Genomic DNA, 20,832 nt, shown 5'->3' on the forward strand with positions numbered 1-20,832 from the left:
AATTGGAACATCAAAATCGTTAAAACAATAGTGTTAAAGGGAGTTGGATTGAATAAGAACAATCTGGAATAATTTGGAAATAGGTGGAGATTAAAAAAGAATAAATAAGAATGATTTGGAATCTTTAAACCAATTTTAAGAAAAACAAAAAAACAAGTTCCGCAGTTTTTTCCCCTTTTTGCAAAAAAGGCAAGAGAGTCTTTGGATATCAAACTTGAAAAGTTTGTATATACAAAGACACATCTTGCCTTTAAAATCAAAGAATGTTATTTCAGAGCTCCAAAAAAAAGAAACAGAATCATAATTATTATGTAATTAACTGAAAACCAATATGTATTTTTTGTAAATCTGTTTTGGAATATGACAAATGATGAAAATAACACCTAGCCTCTTTTTACGCAGGTTCACTTTCTGTCATTTGACGCAGGTCAGCCAAGAACCTGTGTCTAATTTACGCAGGTCATTCTAATACCTGTATCTCTTTTACTCAGGTTGCTATTGTGCAGGGAAAATTCCCAACCTATATCTCTTTTACACAGGTCAGCTAAGAACCTGTATCTCTTTTACGCAGGTCGATTCAGTACCTGTATCTATTTTACACATCTATGAATTTTTAAAAGGTCTGCTGTTGTTGTGAAAACTTTGTTGGAATGTGGGAAACTCCGAGGGAAAAGCCGGGATGAGTTTTCCATATTTCAATAAATGCGCTGTTTTTTATATTGCAGAATGTACTTTAGGACATACAAAAGAGTAATGCTCCCTTTATACATAAATCAATTCTCATCGATTTCCTTCTTCCTGTTCTTTATAAATTCTATCGGTCTTATTCCGTTAATTTCGTAAAAATGAGTTGAGAATAATTGTCGGCTAGACATTCCACATTCGTGAGCCAGATTTTCAACTTTGTACTGCAGATACATTTTATTTTCCATTAGAAGGTTGGTAATATATCCGATTCGTAAAACCTTTATATACTGCGTGAACGAAATATTCAGATGTTCATTCAGTACATAGGATAGTTGAGAATGTGTTCTGCCAAACATTTTTGCAACCATTGGTAAGGTCAGGTTTTTATCAAGAAATCGCCTCTCTTCTTCAAACTTTTTGAGTTTTTCTTTAATATCTTCAATGATTTCGGGACTGTGTGTTTTTTTCTTTTCAGACGTTTTTTTGTTTGCAATTAGAAAAGAATAATACTTCCTGAACTTTCTCCCTAGTTTAATAAATTTTCCAGAAAATTTATTTTCTCTATTACGCAGCTTAATTACTAAAAAAAATAGGAGAACAAATATAACTGGCGTGGCAACTAGAAAATAAAAATCATTGCGCAGTTTATTCTCCAATAATTGTTTTTCTTCTAATAATCTTTCTGTATCATATTCTTGGCGAATTTTTGAAGTAAGTATTGCAAAATCAACATTCAAAGTTGAATTCGTTTGTAAAAACTGGTCACTATAATACAATTGCTTACCCAAACTACCGTTCTCTGTTGCATCCTTAATGAGGTATTTATAACTTGACCGGATCTCGGGAGTAGTAAATTGAACCTTGTTAATCATAGAGTCCACTTTATTCAGATAAACCAGTGATTCTGCTCTGTTTCCTTTGAGCCAATACAGTTTCCCTAAGTAAAAATAAACAGTGGTTAATGAGTTATAATCCTGATTATTGACCAAAATATCACGTGAAAGTTTCAAATGTTTAAGTGCTTCATCTGTATTCCCTTTTCTTAAAAGTTGTACACCTTTCCCTTTTTGAAAGTAACCATATTCAAGTAAATGCTCATTGATGTTTTTCAATTTTTGTAACCCGATGCTAATCAATGAATCTTCCTTGTTGTATAAACGAAGATTTTCATAACAAGTACTCAGGCGGTAAATGCTATTAAAATAACCCGCCTCGTTATTCAACCTGATGTTTGGGTGAAGGTTTTCTTTCATATGTTCCTCAAAATACTTCGTCGTATTTCTAAAGTGAACTGCTGCTGCTTCGTAGTAGCCCAGATAACTTTTTACCATCCCGAGATGATAGTCTATTTTATTTTTCAGATAATCGTTGCTTGAATTCCGGGAAAATTGATAAGCTTTAAGATATTGCTCCAAAGCATACTTATATTGTCTTTTGTTATAATAGTAAATAATGCCTTTTCCGAGGTATGCCCTTGAAATGATATCACGGTCACCAGATTTGAATGCTCCCACAATAGCACTATCTGCATAAGACAATTTTCGATTTATGTCTTCGGTGTAGTATATAGCATCTTCATAACCTATAATCTGCTTTTTCCAATTATTATCTTTTTTTGCTTTTTCTATATACTTATTCACAAAAACCATTGCCCTTGAATCGTTTTCAGGGTAGTTTTCATACAAGTCTGAAATTGTCTTGTATGATAAGCTTTGTAATTCCTGGGCATTTAAAAAAAAGAAGAACAAATTATAAATCAGAAGTGAAATCTTATGATGATAATGCATAACATTATGATATATTCAAATTTACCGGAAAAATCTATTACAAAATGTACTTGAACAAGCTTCGAGTTCGGCTCCATTCCTAATAAATATATAAATAATTAATTTTCAATTAGTTAAAAATAAATATAGTGGGAAGGATGTATATTTCGTTACGTAGAAAACATATTTCTTTCCCACTATTGTTTTTCTCAACCTCACAGTCAGTGTAATTTAGACTTCAGAATTCACAGTAAACAACCGAAAGGAAAAATTTGAATAACTAATAATAATTATGAAAAAAGTCAAAACAAGAGTCGTAGAATTCATCGGCTATTTCTTTATACTGTTGTTTTGTTATGCCAGCATCAGTAAAATAATGGATTTTGAAAATTTTCAGATTCAGATTTCGGAATCACCTTTATTAAGTGCATACGCTGCATTCTTACCTTTTGCAATCATTATTCTGGAATTGATCATTGCAGGATTATTGTGTTATCGGAAGACCAGAAATACAGGATTGATTGGAAGTTTTATTTTGATGCTCATCTTCACAGGTTATATTTTTTTTATAATCCGCACCTCTGAAAATCTCCCTTGTTCCTGCGGAGGAATTTTGGAAAAAATGAGCTGGCATCAGCATCTGTATTTTAACATTGGATGTATCGTTATTTCTGTTATCGCTTTAGGCTTAAATCTAAGATACAGCAGGCCTGCTGAATAAGTATGTTACCGTAATTACTTACGGATGATTATGATTGGAATTTGTTATTAAAGTTTAACCTTAGAATTAGACGGTCGAAAGCTGTCTAACAATCCGAAACTCTAAAATGAATTTATTAAACAACAATTTGTTTGAGAATATGTAGAATAGGATATTTTGGTACGACAAGATTCGTTAATCTATGAGTATAACTAATTATTTTACCTAATCAATCGTACTTCTCAGGCAAATTTCTAAAGTTTTTATGGTAATCTTTTTTGATATATAAAAAGACCAATAAAATGAAAATTAATCAGTTTTTGAAAATCAACGCAGTAGCTATAGCCGCTGTTATGTTTACGGGTGCTACGATGTCTTTTAAAATCATCGAAAAAAAGGCAGCTGACCAACAGTTCTATTACAATAGTACAGACACTTCTGCAGGTGCTTTCTCTCAAGAGTCTAACTGGGCAGTAGGAGCAGGTTCATCTTGTCTGACCACAGGAAATAAACCTTGTACAATCACAGTTCCGGAAGGTCAGGATTTGGTTGATGTGATTGGAGGAATGACTAACTCTCAAGTTCTTGCTATTCATCCGAGTGAGAGAAGACAGTAATAGTTCTTTCAATAAGGATTTAAAAGTAGGGTTGGCAATAATTTGCCAACCCTACTATTTTTTATCTTGGATTCTGTGGCATTCCTGTAAGCGTAATAATATCTTCGGGAATGGCTATTGCATATCTCAGATCATTAGGTGGCAAAGTGTAGGTTTGCCCATTAACAGTTCTGGTAAGCGTAATATTTGCACCATCACGGTTGTACCTTTTCAGGTCAGACCATCTTAGTCCTCGAATCAAAAGCTCTTTCCTTCTTTCTTTCAAAATGATATTCAAAGCCTCTGCCTGTGAATTGGCAGTCATCGGGATATAATTTCCAGTTTTCCATCTTTTGACGAGCAGGTTATTGAGATACCCCATACCTTCCTGAATCTTATTCAGTCTTACATTACATTCTGCAGCCATAAGGTAAAGTTCATCGGTTGCCACACTGACGATTGGCCCATTGACATTGTTGTAATAGCCTTTGAATAGAACTTCATTAGCTGTATTCTTATTGAAAAAAACGGTTTTTCGTAAGTCATTGCTGTCATACATCTGATAAATGTGGTCAGGGATCTTTGCGGGCATTAAATGAGATTCATATGTTATCGCTGTCCACAAAAGGACTTCCTTATTCATTTCCTCAATGGGATAATCAGCATTGGCATTCAGGGTATTAAAATCCATCAGGTCATTATTGATGTTTAGTGCTTGTTCTGTATTCTTAAGGGCATTGCTATAATCTCCCATAAAAAGATAGGTACGAGCCAATAAACCATAAGCTGCGGCTCTCGATATCCGCATACCGGAAATCTGTTTCGGCAAGAGCAATGGTATTGCGGTTTGCAGGTCACTGATGATCTGGTCATAGGTCTGCCTGACTGTTGAGCGTACCGATGGGATATTCATATCAGGGTCTAATCTTAACGGAAGCCCCAAATCTATTCCCGCAGTTTGAGGATTATAAGCGGGACACCAGATTTGTGCAGCATCCAGATATCTGAATGCACGAAGCGCCAACGCTTGACCTCTGATATTATCTGCCTGCTCGCCTGTGAAGTTTTTATCCTGCATATTGAATAAAACGGCATTACAGATATAAATACTTCTGTAGCAGGTAGACCAGTCATTTCCTGATGAAATGGGACTCGCCACATTATCCGGCATCCATATATGAAGACGTTTTGTCGCCTCAAAGCTCAAACCGTTGTAATCGGCATCCGTAAGATAATAGTCATCCGAACTCGTTTCTCCACTCGAAGCAAAATCCACATTAAGGAAACCATAATTGTTGAGAAGCATTTGGTTGTCCTCCAATCTATCAGGAGTCGCCAGCTTCAGGTCAGACTTTTCGTCTAAAAAATCACTGCATCCAAACGAGATTAGAATTAATGATAACGATGTTAGTAGTATTTTAATTTTTCTCATTTCTATCAATTTTAAAATTTAGCTTTTAATCCTAATGTAAAGGTCATAGGAGGTTTTAAGGTGTTGCTTCCCAAATTGAAATCAGGATCGATCCCGCTTTTACTTTCTTGCCAGAGTATTCCGAGATTGCTGACATTGCCATACAACTGAAGACTTTTAAGTGGTAAACCATGCCATTGCCTTTTACTGATCTCATATCCAAGATTGATGTATTGTAGACGGATATGGTCACCTTTTTCAATCAGTGCAGCGGAACCTGCGTAGAATGCATCCCTATTGGAATTCGTTTGATATTGATTGGAAGGCACATTGGTAAAGACTTCATCACCTGGTTTCTGCCATCTTTGTTCGTAATCGCTGTGACCGTTCCATTCCCTGAATAAGCTGGTGTAGCTAATGGATGGTCTTCTAAAATAATAGCCCATCTTATAGGTAATTCCGACATCAAGGCTTAGTTGTTTAAAAGCAAAAGTATTAGTGAAAGAACCATACACAGTTGGTATTGCAGAACCAAAATACTGCAGGTCTTTAACATCGGCTCCCATTATCTTGGCGTAATCCTTACTAACCTCTCCATTCAGATACCCTCTGGGATCGCCTGTCTGAGGGTCGAGTCCTGCCCATTGGTATCCAAACATCGAATAGACGGGTAAACCTTCAATTCCGGATATGGGAACAGAGGCAAGTACAAAGTTTCTGGCTATGGTACTGCTCGGATAATACTTCGTCACTTTATCTTTGTAAGTACTGAAATTAAGAGTGGTGAGCCATCTGAAAGATTTATTGATATTGATGGTCTTGATTTCCACATCAACGCCTTTTCCTTCAATTCCTGCAACATTCCACACGAGACTACTCAATCCGATGGTGTAATCAAGCGGAACCTGTCCGAAGAGATTTTCTCCCTTTTTCTGGAAATACTCCACAGAACCTGAGATCCTGTTATTTTTGGTTGCAAAATCTAATCCTGCATTGATCATTCTGACCGTTTCCCAACGAAGCTGGGGATTGTAGTAATTGTCAAATCTTGCCATCTGCTCCTGCGTGTATGTTGAAACACCGAGTAATGCTATCGTGGTTACGGCAACCATTGCAGGATTGATATTACCATTGAAACCGTATGAACCTCTTAGCTTCAGATTCGGAAGCCACCTTATAGTATAAAACTTCTCATTGGCTACATTCCACGAAATACCTGTTGACCAGAAAGGATTCCATTGGTCATTGGTCTTCAATCCGAACAGATTGCTGGCATCACGTCGGGCACTTCCGGATATAGTATAACGATTGTCAAATGTGTAGGCTGCATTCGCATAGACCGATACAAAACGATTGGTGGATTCCCTCAAAGAGTTCAGATTGTCGATAAAGCCTGTACCTCCTGCAATAATCGGGAACCTCTTGCTGAGGTCAACCATTCCAAACGAAAGGTTGTTGGGGTCATAGCCATAATATCGGTTATTGCCAGACTGTGAGTTGGCATCCCTTACCTCGCTTCCCAAAATGGCTGAAACCTGATGTTTGCCAAAACCCCTGTTGAAATTGAGCTGTCCTCGGAAATTGTTAATTAATAATTGCGAATTGGTCTTATCTATTATCGCTCCTTTGGGTACATTGTAGGTCAGACTGCCATCGGAATTGATAACCGTGAACCTGTTCACATAATCCCTTACAAAGTAGCTTCCTTCATCATACATTGTATTGGAAAGTCCGGTGGTCCTCTGATACTGGTATTTTATATCCACATCCAATCCTTTCAATATCTTGTAGTTCAATCCTGCATTGAGAATGATCTCCGAACTTTTACTTGTGGCTGTATTGTGTTGCCAATCGGTAAGCGGGTAATAATTCCAATCCAATAATTTTCCATTGCCTAATGCTGATTTATAACTCTGCTCATACGATTTTGAAACCGCCAATGCATTTCCGAATGCATCTGCCATTTCCATATAAGGGACGGAATTGGTTTTCATAATAATGCTTCCATAAGCACTTCGACCGCTTTGGGTTGCGGAATGGGTAAAGAAGATTCCGGTGTTCAATGTCAGATTCTTCAACGGTTGCCAGGTATTCTGGAAGCGTAGGTTCACACGTTCATATTTTTCTCCAAGATTTCCGGCGTTGTCATCATACCCCAAAGATGATGTCCAAGAAAACTGAGGAGCTCCGCCCGCCATACTTAGGGAATACTGTCTGTTCTCCAAAGGCTGGTACATATATTTTCGGTATTGGTCACGGGAATCAATGGTCTTCAGACGTTCTATTTCATTTCGTACATATTCAGATGAAAGCAGTCCTTTTTTTTCTTTATTCAAAAGGTCAACCACAGGAGATAATACGGGGTGGCTGGTCGAATTGATATCGGTGTTGTAAAAATTCTTCTTAAATAATTCCTGTTCCACATCGATAAAGTCTGAACTGGACATTGTTTTCAGATAATTGAAATCAGGCTTAGGGCTGGTCATTAAATAAGTGTTGAAATTGACCGTCACAGGTTGGTTGTACTTTGCCGTTTTGGTCGTAATGACAATCACACCGTTGGCTGCCCTTGCTCCCCAGATACTCGATGCGGCGGCATCTTTGAGAACAGTAATGCTTTCAACAATGTTGGGGTCGATGTTGCTGATATCACCATCGTAAGGAAAATTGTCTACTACAATCAAAGGCGATTTAGGTCCTTGAATGGTGTTTAGTCCTCTGACCATAATTTGTGACCCTCCTTGGGATGTTCCTTTATTGATAACAATTCCATTGGCTGTAGCAGCTAAACGGTCAAGGATATTGGTGGATACCTGTGTGTTCAGAGCTGAATTACTTACTGAAGAGAAAGAACCTGTGGAACGTTCTTTAGGGATTTTCTGATAACCTGTCGTGAGTACTACCTCATCAATTTGGGCTATCTTTTCGGATAAATTAATTTTTAATGGTTCTTTCAAAGGAAGTTCCAAAACAATCACCTGTTCTTCATAACCTTTACCAAGGATAACAAGATTGATTTTTTTGTCATTGGTACTAAGACTGAAGTTTCCATATCTGTCCGTAGTAGTTACGGTTTTTGAGTTCTGTATGGCGATTGTTGCTCCTCTTACAGGTAATCGGGTTGTTTCGTCGATAACGCTTCCCGTAAACATTTGCTGTGCCATAACTGGCACACAATAGCATATGACGGGAAGCACTAATAATTTCTTCATAGTCTGATATAGTTTTGCGTTAATGTAAATTCAATAGTTTTTCGAACGGTGGGAATGTTTAATTCCGCTGGTCTTTGATAATCATCATCAAAACCTGACGTTCTTCTGGTCTCAGGTCAAGGTCGTATCTCTGAAGTTCCTTTCGTAATGTTTCAATGTCTTTGATTCCTGAAATTTCTAAATCTACATTGCCTGTATAAGCGGTTTCATCTATAAAAAGCTCCTTGATGGGATTTTCACCGTTCAGCATATTGACCATATTTTTAAGAGGTACATTTCTCAGAATGGATGGGGTTCGTGGAAAGGTGGAACGCTTTTCACCTCCTTTGGTCGCCAGTTTGTCTTTCGTGGTTTTTCTTCTTAACACTAGACATTTTACAGGTCTTTTCTCAAGGGTAACCGTATAGCCGGAATAACGATTGAGATCTTCCAGCATATAATTGTAGAGAGAATCAGATTTCTGTTCGGGGATAATGAATTCGTAGTTATACAAATTTGTTCCATCATTTGAACCGTCTGCTTTTTCGATCGGCATTAGCTGTTCAGGTTGATTGACCTCAATAAACATTCTTTTCTCAGTGAAAGATGTTTTATCCTGCTGTCTCAAAAGTTCATACCCTATGGCGTAATACATATCCCATAATGGCAGATTGGTAAACTGCCTGCCGTGAATTTTTCCGGATGTTGTTTTACGATAGGTTCCTCCTGCACCAATATCAGGGATTTGCCCTTTGGCAAAGAATGAATAATTGAGGAGTTGGACATTTCTCTGACGGTCGTAATCTTCAGAAAGCATTAATGGTCTTGCCCTGTCCATTTGGATAATGGTCTGTAGTGATGATTTGTCTCCACTCAGAACTTCATTAATGGTCTGCTCAGTCAGTTGTCCTGAATCAGTGGAATTGAACAGTTTTCCGTCTTTGATCCATATGATAAACGGAACGCCTGCGTGTGGAAATAGGTCGTGGAGTTTCTTATCATCATAGGTAGACGGCATATTCTTATACTTCTTTCCGTTCGAAGAAGTGAAGAATTTATCCATAGCAGATTTATCCTGACTGCTTACAGGAAGTATTTTTACCTTATCTCCAAACTTTTGCTGTAAAGCTTCAATTTTAGGAAGACTCATTAGACAGGCACTGCACCAGGTGCTCCAGAAATCGATTAGGATTAGTTTGTTTTTATCTTCTGAAAGATCAATCGTTTTCTGAGGATGATTGACAACCTGTAAAGGTGTTGTCCAAAAACTTTCAGGAAGGGAATCTCCAATTTTAAGAGACTTGTTCTGGGCAAAGGATGTGGTTGCTATGGTAAAAGCAAAAGACATAAATCCCCTGCAAAAAATATTTTTCATATTTTTGAATAGGTTTTTAATGATTATTAATGACTGATTATGCTCTTTCCGTTTGGTCGCCAAACTATTGCGGAAAGGGCTTTTTTTCTAATAGTTACTGTAAATTATATGTGTCTTGATATTTGTTTTAGTTGCTGTTTAAATGATATGCTTGGGAGGAGACTTCCTTGGTAGAGGAAATCCTCCAACCCAAACAATCATAAAAAAATTAATATGAATGAAAATTGTGTCCCGTGAAAGCTGTAGAGCCGCAATGGGTTGTACACCCCATTGTATCATGCAATCTGATACTGTATATCGTGGAAGCGGCTTAGGAGTGTAGAGATGGCTGACAGCATAGAAAACAAAAAACGGCATGGAACTCAACATATCCGACTTGGGATACTGGTATACCTTGAAACAGATAAGTGAGCCCACGCCTAGGTCGTGAGCTACTTTACTTATCCTCTCGTTTCGTTAATTACCAGTTTTCAAGTCGAGATTCTAAGCAATAGCTTCTAATATTCTTTGAAGTATCGCAAAGTTACATTTCAATAACTTATTTTACAAATATAATAAAAATATTGACAATTCGGATTCAAGTCCGAATTATTTTATGGAATATCACTTTTATTTGCTTATATGAAAATTGCCAATAGAAAGATTGTTGAATTTATAAGGGATAAATGGGTTGTTCCTATGAATAATAATAGTCAATTTGCAACCGAAAATAATATTGATGAGAAGACTGTAAGGAGAATTAGAGAAGACGAAAATTACCAAATTAGTTTAATTACCATAATGAGAATATGTGAAGCTAAAAATATTAAGCTATCTAAATTTCTTGAAATGGTTGGACTTTAAAAGAAAAAAAATATTAAGAAATCCTAACGTGAGTTAGGATTTTTTTTATAAATCATAACAATGTAAAAGAAATTCAGTAAAAATACTGATTGTAAGTTTTGTGATGGTTTTTATCTTTGTCGTTGTACGGAAAACCATAATTGGCTTAAGGAAATAATTTTTATTTTTGAAAAAAAACAAAACCTCTACTATCTCTTTATATTTGAGAAATTTGCAAAATTATCACTATTTGAGCATGCTTATTTAGAAAACTCCGCAAATTCACCGAAAGTTAGTAGCCGCAGTAAAAGACAACAATACTAACAATTGAGTTAATTCTTATGGAAACACAAGTATCAAGAGCCGATTTATATAAATATAAAACACAGCGTAATGACCTAAAGCAACATGCGGATAAGATTATTCAGGGCATAAAAAAAATTGGTCCTAACCACGCTAAAAGAGCTATTTGGGAACTGTTTCAGAATGCGGTGGATTTAAGTCCATCGTGTGAGATTGAGTTAAAGTTATCAGATAATGAACTCATCTTTTCACACAATGGAGTACCTTTTACCATGCACACCCTAGATTGTTTGTTTACACAGGTAAGTTCAAAAACGCTTACAGAAAAAAAAATTGAAAGAGAAGAAGCTGACCCTATTGGTCAATACGGTACCGGCTTTATGACCTCACATTCTTTTGGTGATATAGTGAAAGTAAGCGGTGCCATTCAAGATGAACTTTACGGAGAATATTCAAATAATTCGGCATTAGGCAACATAAAGTTCACCGACCTTGTAATAGACCGCAGCACACAAGATTGGGAAAAGCTTTGTGATGAGATAAGCGATCTAAGAAAGACAGTTACAGAATTACTGAATAAGCAACCAACTTTTGACGAGTTGCCAAAAACTGTTTTCAAATTCGGTTTCAACAACGAGCTCAATAAAAAAAGAGCATTTGATGCCACCGAATCACTAAAAGTAATTTTGCCTTATGTGATGATTTTTAATGATAGATTAAAGAAAGTAACTGTTATTGACAATCAAGGTAATATAACAACCTATATCAAGAACGAAATTGAAGAATTTCGTGAGTATTGCTATACCAGAGAAATACAAATAAATGACGAGATTAAAAGAATCAACTATCTTAAAACGGATAGATTAACCATAGTACTTCCGCTTGACGATAATCTAACTTCTGATAAATATATTGGAAATGCGCAAATGTTGCCGGAAAGCCTACCACGACTTTTTCTTTATTATCCATTAATCGGGACAGAGCATTTCGGATTCAACTTTGTAATTCATTCCAAAAATTTTCAGCCTACAGAACCGAGAGATGGCTTACATCTCAATTCGGAAAATGAAAAAAACAAGACAGAGGAGTTAGCCAATCAGAAATTGCTACAAGAGGCATCTGATTTGATTTTTTCTTTTTTAGAAAACAACCTTTCAAAAATCCAAAATCCACATTTACTTGCTGAAATTAACTTTCCGGTCAGTTCAGATGATGCGGAGCTAAACAAATACTTTATAGAATTCAAAGAAAAGTGGACAAATAAGTTTAAAACCCTTCCGTTTGTTGAGACACAAAACGCTCGAATATCTGTACAGGAAGCAGTTTTTTTAAACAGTTCGGTAATTCTGCAAACAGATGAAAACACATTAGGAGCCATTTATAAAATTGTTGCTGATTTTTATGGAAATTTACCTAAATCAGAACTTATTCCAATCTATACAAAACTTATGGATAATTGGAATATTTGGGATATTCAAAGAATTGGATTTGCCGATATTGTTGATAAAATCCAAGAAGACGGAGCAATTGAATCATTCAATAAATCTGAATTAATTCTTTTATACAAAGAATTGATACGAAAAGAACAAGTAGAATTATTCGACAAAGCGATTATACCTAATATAAAAGGACAATTCAAAAGACGAATCGATCTTAGCCGATCTGTTGATTTGACAGCTGAACTATTATCATTAGCAGATGTACTCAACCCTAAAATAACCAACAGGCAAATTGATATTGACTTTTTGCTTGAAGGTTTAGAGTTTGAAAACTTTGGACGAAGGAATTACATGGAATTAATCAATGCTTCATTAGATGAGCATATAAAAGAAAATACACGTTCAGAAAGTCTACCCGAAAACTACCTTGCACGTTTAATTCAATACGCCAGTATAATCCCGAAAGAAGATTCAATAAGTGGTCCTGTAAAAGTGATAAAGTTGATTGAACAGCATTATGATTTAGAGTTAAACTCGATTGTTCTTTCTTCCATTTCTGGTGAGGATAACATAGACATTAGAAAGGGGCAGAACGACTTGTTCAAAGTATTTTTGAATGATATAAGTAATAAGGATACTGAATGGACAAAAGAAAATTTAGAAGGATTAGCAATAATTTTAAAAGAAGCCTTCAATTACGCTGATGTTAAAAAGATATTCCTGCGATATGATGTTTATCCAAATCAACTTAACGAATTAAAAGGTATTATAAATCTTTACAGTGATAACAAAATACCTGAGTTTGTAAAAGATTTGTATGACAATATAGTAGAACCAAGTAGTCTAATCAGAACTACACTAGCACATTCTGTTATCGAAAATATTTATGATGAAATGAAATCCACCAAAGCATTGGATTTGACATCTGAAATAGAAATACGGTTTTTCGGCCAATCAGGAAATGAGATACACATGGAAAATCATCCCTACAGAAGTTATATTATTGACATAATTAGAAATTTCAAGCCCGACAAAGGAAAAAACGAACTTTATGAAGAGCTTTTTCCAGCAACATCAAGAAATAAGTCCGCAATATTGGTACAATTGGCAGACGGTGAAGCATCCTTCACTATTTTAAGTCAGCATGAGACCGTAATTAGAAAACTTGCAGGGATAGCTGGACATCCTAATCTTGAAGAGTTAATAAAGCTCGGAGAAGATGCATTACTCAGAAAACAGCAGGATGAAATCGAAATGCAATACAAAAAGAAACTTGGTAATCATTTGGAAGACGTACTTCTTAAAAGATTAACGCAAAATATTAATGCGAAAGTGATTAGTGAGCAGGATGGACAAGACATTGTAGTTTATATTGATGAAAAACCAATTTATTATATTGAGGTTAAATCAAAATGGATTGAAACAACACCAATAAGAATTTCACGAAATCAAACTTTAAGAGCACACCAAAACCCGAATTGTTTTGCATTATGTTCAATTGACATGACCAAATATGCAGGTATAGATAAATATGAGATTGAAAAAATTGAAAATGTGGTTGAGTTTATGAAATTCAACACGGATTTAGGCATTAAGGTAGGACACTTAGTGGACATTTATGAAAATGCTCATCAAATAGACAAATTCAGTTTAGACGGAGATTACCGAACATTGATACCAGCAGGTTATATAAATGGGGGCTTGGCTTTAGGGCCGTTTGAAAATGAACTTTTAAGGTATATAGAAGCTAATTATAGTATGCCCAACTAGTATAAATATATTGGAAATTGATAAAAGAAAATAAATTTCTCTAATTTTAAATTTCATTTAATACAATATAAAAACACAAGATTAAATCTGATTCTGTTTTGCACTGACACAGAAATAATTACTGAGAAAATTCAGTGAAAATACTGAATGGATATTTTGTGGTAGATTTTATTTTTGTTTTTTTACGGAAAGCCGTAATGTTAGCAATAAATTTATATATAGTTTTGACTTTTAAATAATTGCAGTCACTCCCCAGTAGAGTCAATTTGCAATTTATAAATATTTTTATGCCGATAATAAAAACTAAACCATGAGCAATTTTCTCACGAAAAAGCTAGCTATTTTTCTATTGAAAGAAAAATATACTACGTTTGATTCTACATTAAAATCAAACTCGATTACAAAATATAAACTTAAAGATGATATAGAAAATGAGGGATTGGTTGTAATCGGTCATGAAAAAAGAAAGAGCCAGAATGGAAATATTTATTACAAACAATTTGTAAAGAAGAATTCCCCGATTTAAATAATTCATCCAATCGAGCCGTACTATTCTTCAAAAGTGAAGAAAGAATTTTCGCAATTTGTTTTGGTTATGGAAAATACTTATTAAAAGATGAATGTATTGAACGTGAATTTGGATTAAAGACGGCATTGAATATAATTGATGCTGATAAATTGATAAGTGTAGACAAAGCAAATATTGGTGATTTAAACCTTCTAACAAAAACGCAAGCATCTCAAAAAGGGAGTCCACATCATTTTGAAATAGATATCTTAAGAGATTTGGTTAAAGGAATTACTGGCGAACCAAAGAATACCAGCGATAGATTATTTGGTAAAATCATTACTGGCAATGAAGCTATTCATATTGCACCGAGAGTTAAACTTCGTAGTATTCCAAAAATTTTAAAAGAGCTAAAAACATCTTATTTATCGGATGATTATAAGGAGCGTTTTGACTGGATTGATAACATAAAGCCAGAAAAAGATCCTGCTACGTTAGAAAAATTAAAAACACGACTGCTTAAAGCTGTAAATTCTAAAGATAGCACATCTTTACATCTTGCTCCACCTTTCTTAATAGATTGGGAAAATTTTGAATACTTATCCTATACCCCAAAGGGTGATAAGTTCAATCAATTTGATATTAAACATTTCTATCTTTATAAATTTCAAGATGATTTTGTATTTGATGACTGGGATAAATTAGCATATCAAAATTTCTATATTAAGTTTTCTACTTACGAAGAAACGTTTTCATATAAACTATGGAGATTTCTAAATTATGAAACAGAATTAAATGGTTTCAGATATATTTTCACATCTTCAAACTGGTACAAAATAAGTAAAGATTACTATAATGACATTTATCAATATTGTTCTTCAATTGAAGAGTCAGAATCAGCATTTATTGATTGTGTACAAAATAAGGATAAAAAATATGATGAAGGATTCTATAACATTCAACTGGCAAATTCAAAAGCAGATTATTTACTTTTTGACAGAAACCTTGTAAAGTCTGATATAAATAGATCCCAGATTGAAGTATGTGATGTATATAATGTGTCAAACAATGAATTTATTCATATTAAATTTAGAGAGAGTTCTTCTACTCTAAGTCACTCTTCTCACAAGGAAAAGTATCAGCCAACTCTTTACAAAAAGATAAAACGTATCGCAAAAACATTCGAACCATATTAAAAAACAATCGTAATATAATTCCGATAGAAAATAAGGACATTCATCCTAATAAATACACAGTTACATATGCAATAATTGAAGATAAGCATCGAAAATTTGTTGATTCATTACCTTTTTTCAGCTTAGTCAATTTTCGATTAACACTTGAAGATTTATTATCCAGGGGTTTTAACGTCAGAGTAAAAAAGATCTTAAAAAAATAATTCATCCAAATATTGTAACGAATGTCTAGACAAAAAATAACAGATGAACAAATTTCTAATTTTGTAAAAGAAATTGTTCAGAGGACTTTTGAAAATTTGTCCTTTGATACAAATAAAATTCCAAAGAAAATTATACAATTTTGGGATAACAGTGAACAATTACCTACAGATGTGAACGAATGCATTCAAAGTTGGTCACAACTTGATTCTTTAGGTTATGAAAGGTTACTATTTAATAATGAAAAAGCAAGAGAATTCATCCTTGAAAAACTAGGCAATAAATATACAAATGCTTATGATAAGTGTTATCATCCCGCAATGCAATCAGATTATTTCCGTCTTTGTTATATTTTTATTGAAGGAGGATGCTACATAGATGCTGATGATGTTTACAGTGGGGCAGATATTAATTACCTATTTAATGATAACAGATTAAAAATTCAACCACTATGCTATGATATTTCTACTCAGTCAATGGTTTCTCCATCGATTTTCACAAAGGTAGGAGCATATTCAAGTAGTTGGATTTTCTATTTCAACAATAATCCTCTAATTGCCAAAAGTAAACATCCTATAATTGAACAAGCTCTTTCCTTAGCAACCTTGTTATTGTTGGAGTCAGACACAAGTGATAGTTTACCTGAGATACAATCTACAACTGGCCCGGGTAACATTACTAAATCAATAACAAATATTTTAAGAGAAACTAATATTGAAGAACAATTAATTTTAGTATTGACAGATTGGGAAAATATTGCTAAAAGTAAATGGCCATTGAGTTACAGAAATGATGCAAGAAATTGGCGCTTGTCAAATTGTCAAGATTTCAAAGATTCTAATTTAAGTGGTTTTTATGAGAAAAAATTCTAAGTGGCCTTTAGCTTTAAAATATTTGTTTCGTACTGGGTTACGATACAGAAGATTACTTCCTAGTAAAAAGTGTCAAGCATTCGGACATAAAAATGATAATTCAAACTTTCTAATAAATCATATTTATGTAATTAATTTAAAGCGTCAACCTTCTCGTTGGAAAGATATTGAGAAAGAATTGCAACAGATACTAAATGTCTCTGGAACTAAACTCAATAGCTTAGTTGAGAGATTTAATGCCATAGATGCAAAGGACTTTCATGAAAATCCTCCTACGAACGGTGATTTAGATCCTGTATATACTCTTGAAGATCAACTTTTTGTTGAACCTCAACCTCTTACGATGCCAACGAATTTGGATCTGCATTCCAAAATCCAAATGAGTAGACCAGAAATAGCTGTTGCGTATTCACATATAGAATTGTGGAAACGCATAGCTTCGAATGACAACGATTATACTCTTATTCTTGAAGATGATATTTGGTTTAAGCCCGGCTTTTCTAATAAACTCAATGAAGCTTGGATAGAAATAACTGAAAATAAGCAAAATAAATTTGATATACTTTATTTATCTTTTGAAGAGGTGAAAAACGGAGCGCCAAAAACTTTTATATCCGAAAAAATATTTCGTCCTGTTCGTGGTCTATGGAATCTGTCTGGTTATGTTATTTCAAAGTCAGGAGCTAAAAAACTTCTTGAACTTCTTCCTTGTAAAGGTCCTGTAGATCTTTGGATAAATCATCAGTTTAAATTTCTAAATGTCCTTGCCACTCATAAATCAATAATCAGCCAACGACTTGATTTGACATCTACCAATTCTTATTCGATATTACCATCCCTTACAAAAATTGGTGCAATAACAAGTGAAAATGCTGCTTTATTTCACATTACACCAAATGAAGTCCCAGTTTTTGCTTTCGGTCATGAGAAGTCTGGACTTACATCTCTTGCAATGGCATTGTCTATTCTTGGATATAGGTGCTGTAGCGATTTAGACACTCTTCCCAAATCTGAATTAAAAAAAATATTTGCTGGAAATAGTGAGCAAATTTTCAATGCTTATGTAAATATTGGTTGTCTTTCGGACAAGATTGTCTGTTTAAAGGAAACTTATCCAACTGCTAAATTTATTTTTACTACTAATTTAATTGATATCCTTGATGAGGGATGGAAAAGGATTATAGCTAATTTTGACAAAAAAGATATTTTGTTACTTAGCTCAACATCTGTAAATAAGTGGCAACTTGTCTGTGAACACCTTAGAAGTTCACCTCCCGATTGTATTTTCCCTGATTTCCCAGATAAAGCACAGAGGCAAATGAATATTTTACGAAAACAGAATGATATAGTTTCTACGTCAATAATAGAAAAAAAATATGATGCGTCCCCTTGGCTTGTGGAGATGGATCGTCAATGGCAAGGAATTGATATAATACCGACCAAAGAAAAATCTAAATTTAAACTGAATTATTTAGATTTAGATGACAATTTAGAGAGCTTAAATGATAAATTTTGGACATCCAGAAATGACACATTTACTGATAATTTAGCTTTGTTTAGGTCAGGAAATTTAGAATTTAAAAAACAGCAAGGACTTATATTAAAAGTTAAGGAAGATGATTTGGGGGTAAGAAAATACAGCGCTGCTGCTTTAACAAGTACTGATAAGTTTTTATATGGAAAGTTTGAGATTATACTTAAAGCTTCTAATATGCCTGGTATAATAACCGGCTTCTTTCTTCATAGAGATTCGCCTCGCCAAGAGATTGATGTTGAGATTACGGGAATTCGACCCAACCGTATGATGATTAATGTCTTCTATAATCCAGGAGATGAAGGGACAAAATTTGATTATGGTTATCGTGGTTCGCCATGTTATGTGGATTTAGGTTTTGATGCTTCGAAATCATTCCATAAATATACAATTGAATGGGATGAATGCGAGATACGTTGGTTTGTTGATGATCGCTTGGTACACAGGCGTGTAGATTGGAATCCAACTCCAATCCCTCATCTTCCTATGTCGCTTCATTTAAATATTTGGCCTTGCCGTTCAAAAGAGCTTGCGGGGAAATTAAGTAATAAAAAGCTTCCGGCAACTTCTTTTGTCAGAAGTATTTCAGTTGTTGCAAATAGATTATAAATTTAATACAAAATATCCAAAATGAATATACTTTCATATAATCCAGGTCATGATGGGTCGATTGCTTATTTAAAAGATGGCAAATTGATGTTTTCACTCGAAGCCGAAAAAAATTCTAATTATCGTTATTCACCTATATCTAGTCACGATGTTATTCGTATTTTAGGTGAAATAGAAGAAGTACCAGATTTAATTTGTACAGGAGGGTGGTGGCCACGCGAAGAACCGGTATTAGGAATATCATCACATGTAGGATACCGAGGTATCGAAAACAATGGTATTAATATACGGAAACATAAAATGTTAGGGAAAAATGTAACTCATTTTTCTTCATCTCACGAAAGATCCCATATATTCTGCGCATTTGGAATGTCAAATTTACCAAAAGGTATTCCATTCTATGCTTTACTATGGGAGGGAGCAATTGGTTCTTTTTACGAAATTGATTCTGAAATGAACATTAAACTAATTGGAGATGTATTAAATGAACCAGGAAATAGATATACTTCAATATATGGATTAGCTGATCCAAGCTTCCCCAAAGATGCTCCTTTTTCTAGATTTTCTGATGCAGGAAAGCTAATGGCTTTGGCATCATTTTCAAAACGTAGCGTCCCCACATTGGAAGAAGAGAAACTGATGGATTTTTTACTAAATTCCCCACATGTACAATTAAGCTTATATAATGATTTAAAAAATTCAACATATTATAATATAGGAGTTAATGATACAGAATTTCGAAACTTTGCTGGTATTTTTAGCGACAGAATATTTGATGTTTTTTATCAGTTCGCAAAATTAAATATGACAAAAAAATTACCACTTGTCATTGCTGGAGGTTGTGGCTTAAATTGTGATTGGAATACTAAATGGAAGCAAACCGGCCTTTTCTCTGATGTCTTCGTACCGCCAGTAGCAAATGATTCTGGTTCAGCTATAGGAACTGCAATCGATGCCCAATTTCATTTTACAGGAAATCCAAAAATTAATTGGGATGTTTACTCAGGCGAATATTTTGATGATAATTGTGTTATTGATACAGACCGATATGATATATACGATTCAAGTGACGATAAGGTAGCAGAATTATTAGCGGACAATCTTATTTTAGCTTGGGTTAATGGTAAGTATGAGATTGGGCCACGAGCTCTAGGTAATCGTTCCATTATAGCTGCACCATTCGTTGAAGAAACAAAAATACGCTTAAACCAAATCAAACAACGCGAACAATTCCGTCCAATTGCCCCGGTTTGTTTAGAGGAAGATGCTACGGAATGGTTTGGATGTAACAATCCCAGTCCGTATATGCTCTTCACCTTCACAGCTAATACTGATTCATTAGCTGCAGTTACACATGTTAATAAAACAGCAAGAATTCAAACAGTTTCATCTTTTAGTAATAAAAATCTTTTTAATTTACTTACAGCATTTAAGAAACGTACGGGTTATGGAGTACTATGTAACACATCCTTAAACTTTAATGGCAGAGGATTTATAAATAAACTCGATGATCTTTCTTTGTACACAATTAAGCATAATCTAGATGGCTTTGTGGTAGATGGAAAGATTTATCTTTTAAAATCATCCACATTTTATCAAAAACATCAAGAAAAGTTATCCATTTAAAGTCAATAAGATAAATCATCTAAAATATTCCTTCTTATTTCAATTCCGCTATTTACTTGGAGTCTTGAAAATTTGATATACATCTATTAATTTTCTGATAACGACCTGTAAACAATATGAAATAGAGGGAATTGTGATGATGGATCCTACTACAGAATAGAATCCAAATTTTCTATCAATATTTTATAACAATGGCTCTAAAATTTATAAAAACATTCATAATTTA

At 34.4% G+C, this 20,832-nt stretch carries 12 protein-coding genes and 1 pseudogene; 9 read left to right on the forward strand and 4 right to left on the reverse strand.

Annotated elements, in window-relative coordinates; genetic code table 11:
* Nucleotides 1–773 precede the first annotated feature (773 nt).
* Nucleotides 774–2,327, reverse strand: coding sequence for a helix-turn-helix domain-containing protein (locus tag ACFJGY_RS12735; protein WP_379964469.1), 1,554 nt, complete (start codon nt 2,325–2,327; stop codon nt 774–776).
* A 418-nt stretch (nt 2,328–2,745) separates the two neighbouring features.
* Between ACFJGY_RS12735 and ACFJGY_RS12740 the strand changes: the two genes are divergently transcribed.
* Nucleotides 2,746–3,174 carry a MauE/DoxX family redox-associated membrane protein gene (locus ACFJGY_RS12740; protein WP_379964471.1) on the forward strand — a complete coding sequence of 143 codons (429 nt, stop codon included), beginning with the start codon at nt 2,746–2,748 and terminating at the stop codon, nt 3,172–3,174.
* A 281-nt stretch (nt 3,175–3,455) separates the two neighbouring features.
* Nucleotides 3,456–3,770 (forward strand): hypothetical protein, encoded by a 315-nt coding sequence (locus tag ACFJGY_RS12745; RefSeq protein ID WP_379964473.1) that lies wholly within the window; start codon nt 3,456–3,458, stop codon nt 3,768–3,770.
* A gap of 61 nt (nt 3,771–3,831) precedes the next feature.
* On the opposite strand, the gene ACFJGY_RS12750 is transcribed toward ACFJGY_RS12745, so the two are convergent.
* Genes ACFJGY_RS12750 through ACFJGY_RS12760 form a run of 3 tightly spaced genes read right to left on the reverse strand, consistent with a single transcriptional unit; the run spans nt 3,832 to nt 9,726 of the window.
* Nucleotides 3,832–5,181 carry a RagB/SusD family nutrient uptake outer membrane protein gene (locus ACFJGY_RS12750; RefSeq protein WP_379964475.1) on the reverse strand — a complete coding sequence of 450 codons (1,350 nt, stop codon included), beginning with the start codon at nt 5,179–5,181 and terminating at the stop codon, nt 3,832–3,834.
* A gap of 11 nt (nt 5,182–5,192) precedes the next feature.
* Nucleotides 5,193–8,372 (reverse strand): SusC/RagA family TonB-linked outer membrane protein, encoded by a 3,180-nt coding sequence (locus tag ACFJGY_RS12755; RefSeq protein WP_379964477.1) that lies wholly within the window; start codon nt 8,370–8,372, stop codon nt 5,193–5,195.
* Nucleotides 8,373–8,430: 58 nt separating this feature from the next.
* Nucleotides 8,431–9,726, reverse strand: a complete 1,296-nt coding sequence (locus ACFJGY_RS12760; protein ID WP_379964479.1) for a TlpA family protein disulfide reductase — start codon at nt 9,724–9,726, stop codon at nt 8,431–8,433.
* Nucleotides 9,727–10,347: 621 nt separating this feature from the next.
* Between ACFJGY_RS12760 and ACFJGY_RS12765 the strand changes: the two genes are divergently transcribed.
* From ACFJGY_RS12765 to ACFJGY_RS12795, 7 genes and pseudogenes are all read left to right on the forward strand, one after another.
* Complete coding sequence (locus ACFJGY_RS12765) at nt 10,348–10,569, forward strand: helix-turn-helix domain-containing protein (protein WP_034706453.1); 222 nt, start codon at nt 10,348–10,350, stop codon at nt 10,567–10,569.
* 320 nt (nt 10,570–10,889) lie between these two features.
* Nucleotides 10,890–14,060, forward strand: coding sequence for a sacsin N-terminal ATP-binding-like domain-containing protein (locus ACFJGY_RS12770; protein ID WP_379964481.1), 3,171 nt, complete (start codon nt 10,890–10,892; stop codon nt 14,058–14,060).
* Nucleotides 14,061–14,370: 310 nt separating this feature from the next.
* A complete protein-coding gene (locus ACFJGY_RS12775) occupies nt 14,371–14,586 on the forward strand; it encodes a hypothetical protein (protein WP_379964483.1) in 216 nt (71 codons plus the stop codon).
* Nucleotides 14,559–15,967: pseudogene (locus tag ACFJGY_RS12780) on the forward strand (DUF6119 family protein). Before ACFJGY_RS12775 ends, ACFJGY_RS12780 begins: the two are co-directional and overlap by 28 nt.
* Nucleotides 15,968–15,988: 21 nt before the next feature.
* Nucleotides 15,989–16,837 carry a glycosyltransferase family 32 protein gene (locus ACFJGY_RS12785; RefSeq protein WP_379964485.1) on the forward strand — a complete coding sequence of 283 codons (849 nt, stop codon included), beginning with the start codon at nt 15,989–15,991 and terminating at the stop codon, nt 16,835–16,837.
* Nucleotides 16,821–18,980, forward strand: a complete 2,160-nt coding sequence (locus ACFJGY_RS12790; RefSeq protein ID WP_379964487.1) for a family 16 glycosylhydrolase — start codon at nt 16,821–16,823, stop codon at nt 18,978–18,980. Before ACFJGY_RS12785 ends, ACFJGY_RS12790 begins: the two co-directional genes overlap by 17 nt.
* 21 nt (nt 18,981–19,001) lie before the next feature.
* Nucleotides 19,002–20,606, forward strand: coding sequence for a carbamoyltransferase C-terminal domain-containing protein (locus ACFJGY_RS12795; protein WP_379964489.1), 1,605 nt, complete (start codon nt 19,002–19,004; stop codon nt 20,604–20,606).
* Nucleotides 20,607–20,832 lie beyond the last annotated feature (226 nt).

The organism is Epilithonimonas sp. UC225_85 (assembly GCF_042695135.1).
GTDB lineage: Bacteria > Bacteroidota > Bacteroidia > Flavobacteriales > Weeksellaceae > Epilithonimonas.

Excerpts from the sequence above, each read along its gene's own strand:
- ACFJGY_RS12755 (WP_379964477.1), bottom strand. The coding sequence starts at position 8,372 with ATGAAGAAATTATTAGTGCTTCCCGTCATATGCTATTGTGTGCCAGTT.
- ACFJGY_RS12790 (WP_379964487.1), top strand. The coding sequence starts at position 16,821 with ATGAGAAAAAATTCTAAGTGGCCTTTAGCTTTAAAATATTTGTTTCGT.
- ACFJGY_RS12785 (WP_379964485.1), top strand. The coding sequence starts at position 15,989 with ATGTCTAGACAAAAAATAACAGATGAACAAATTTCTAATTTTGTAAAA.
- ACFJGY_RS12775 (WP_379964483.1), top strand. The coding sequence starts at position 14,371 with ATGAGCAATTTTCTCACGAAAAAGCTAGCTATTTTTCTATTGAAAGAA.
- ACFJGY_RS12770 (WP_379964481.1), top strand. The coding sequence starts at position 10,890 with ATGGAAACACAAGTATCAAGAGCCGATTTATATAAATATAAAACACAG.
- ACFJGY_RS12750 (WP_379964475.1), bottom strand. The coding sequence starts at position 5,181 with ATGAGAAAAATTAAAATACTACTAACATCGTTATCATTAATTCTAATC.
- ACFJGY_RS12765 (WP_034706453.1), top strand. The coding sequence starts at position 10,348 with ATGAAAATTGCCAATAGAAAGATTGTTGAATTTATAAGGGATAAATGG.
- ACFJGY_RS12745 (WP_379964473.1), top strand. The coding sequence starts at position 3,456 with ATGAAAATTAATCAGTTTTTGAAAATCAACGCAGTAGCTATAGCCGCT.
- ACFJGY_RS12740 (WP_379964471.1), top strand. The coding sequence starts at position 2,746 with ATGAAAAAAGTCAAAACAAGAGTCGTAGAATTCATCGGCTATTTCTTT.
- ACFJGY_RS12760 (WP_379964479.1), bottom strand. The coding sequence starts at position 9,726 with ATGAAAAATATTTTTTGCAGGGGATTTATGTCTTTTGCTTTTACCATA.
- ACFJGY_RS12795 (WP_379964489.1), top strand. The coding sequence starts at position 19,002 with ATGAATATACTTTCATATAATCCAGGTCATGATGGGTCGATTGCTTAT.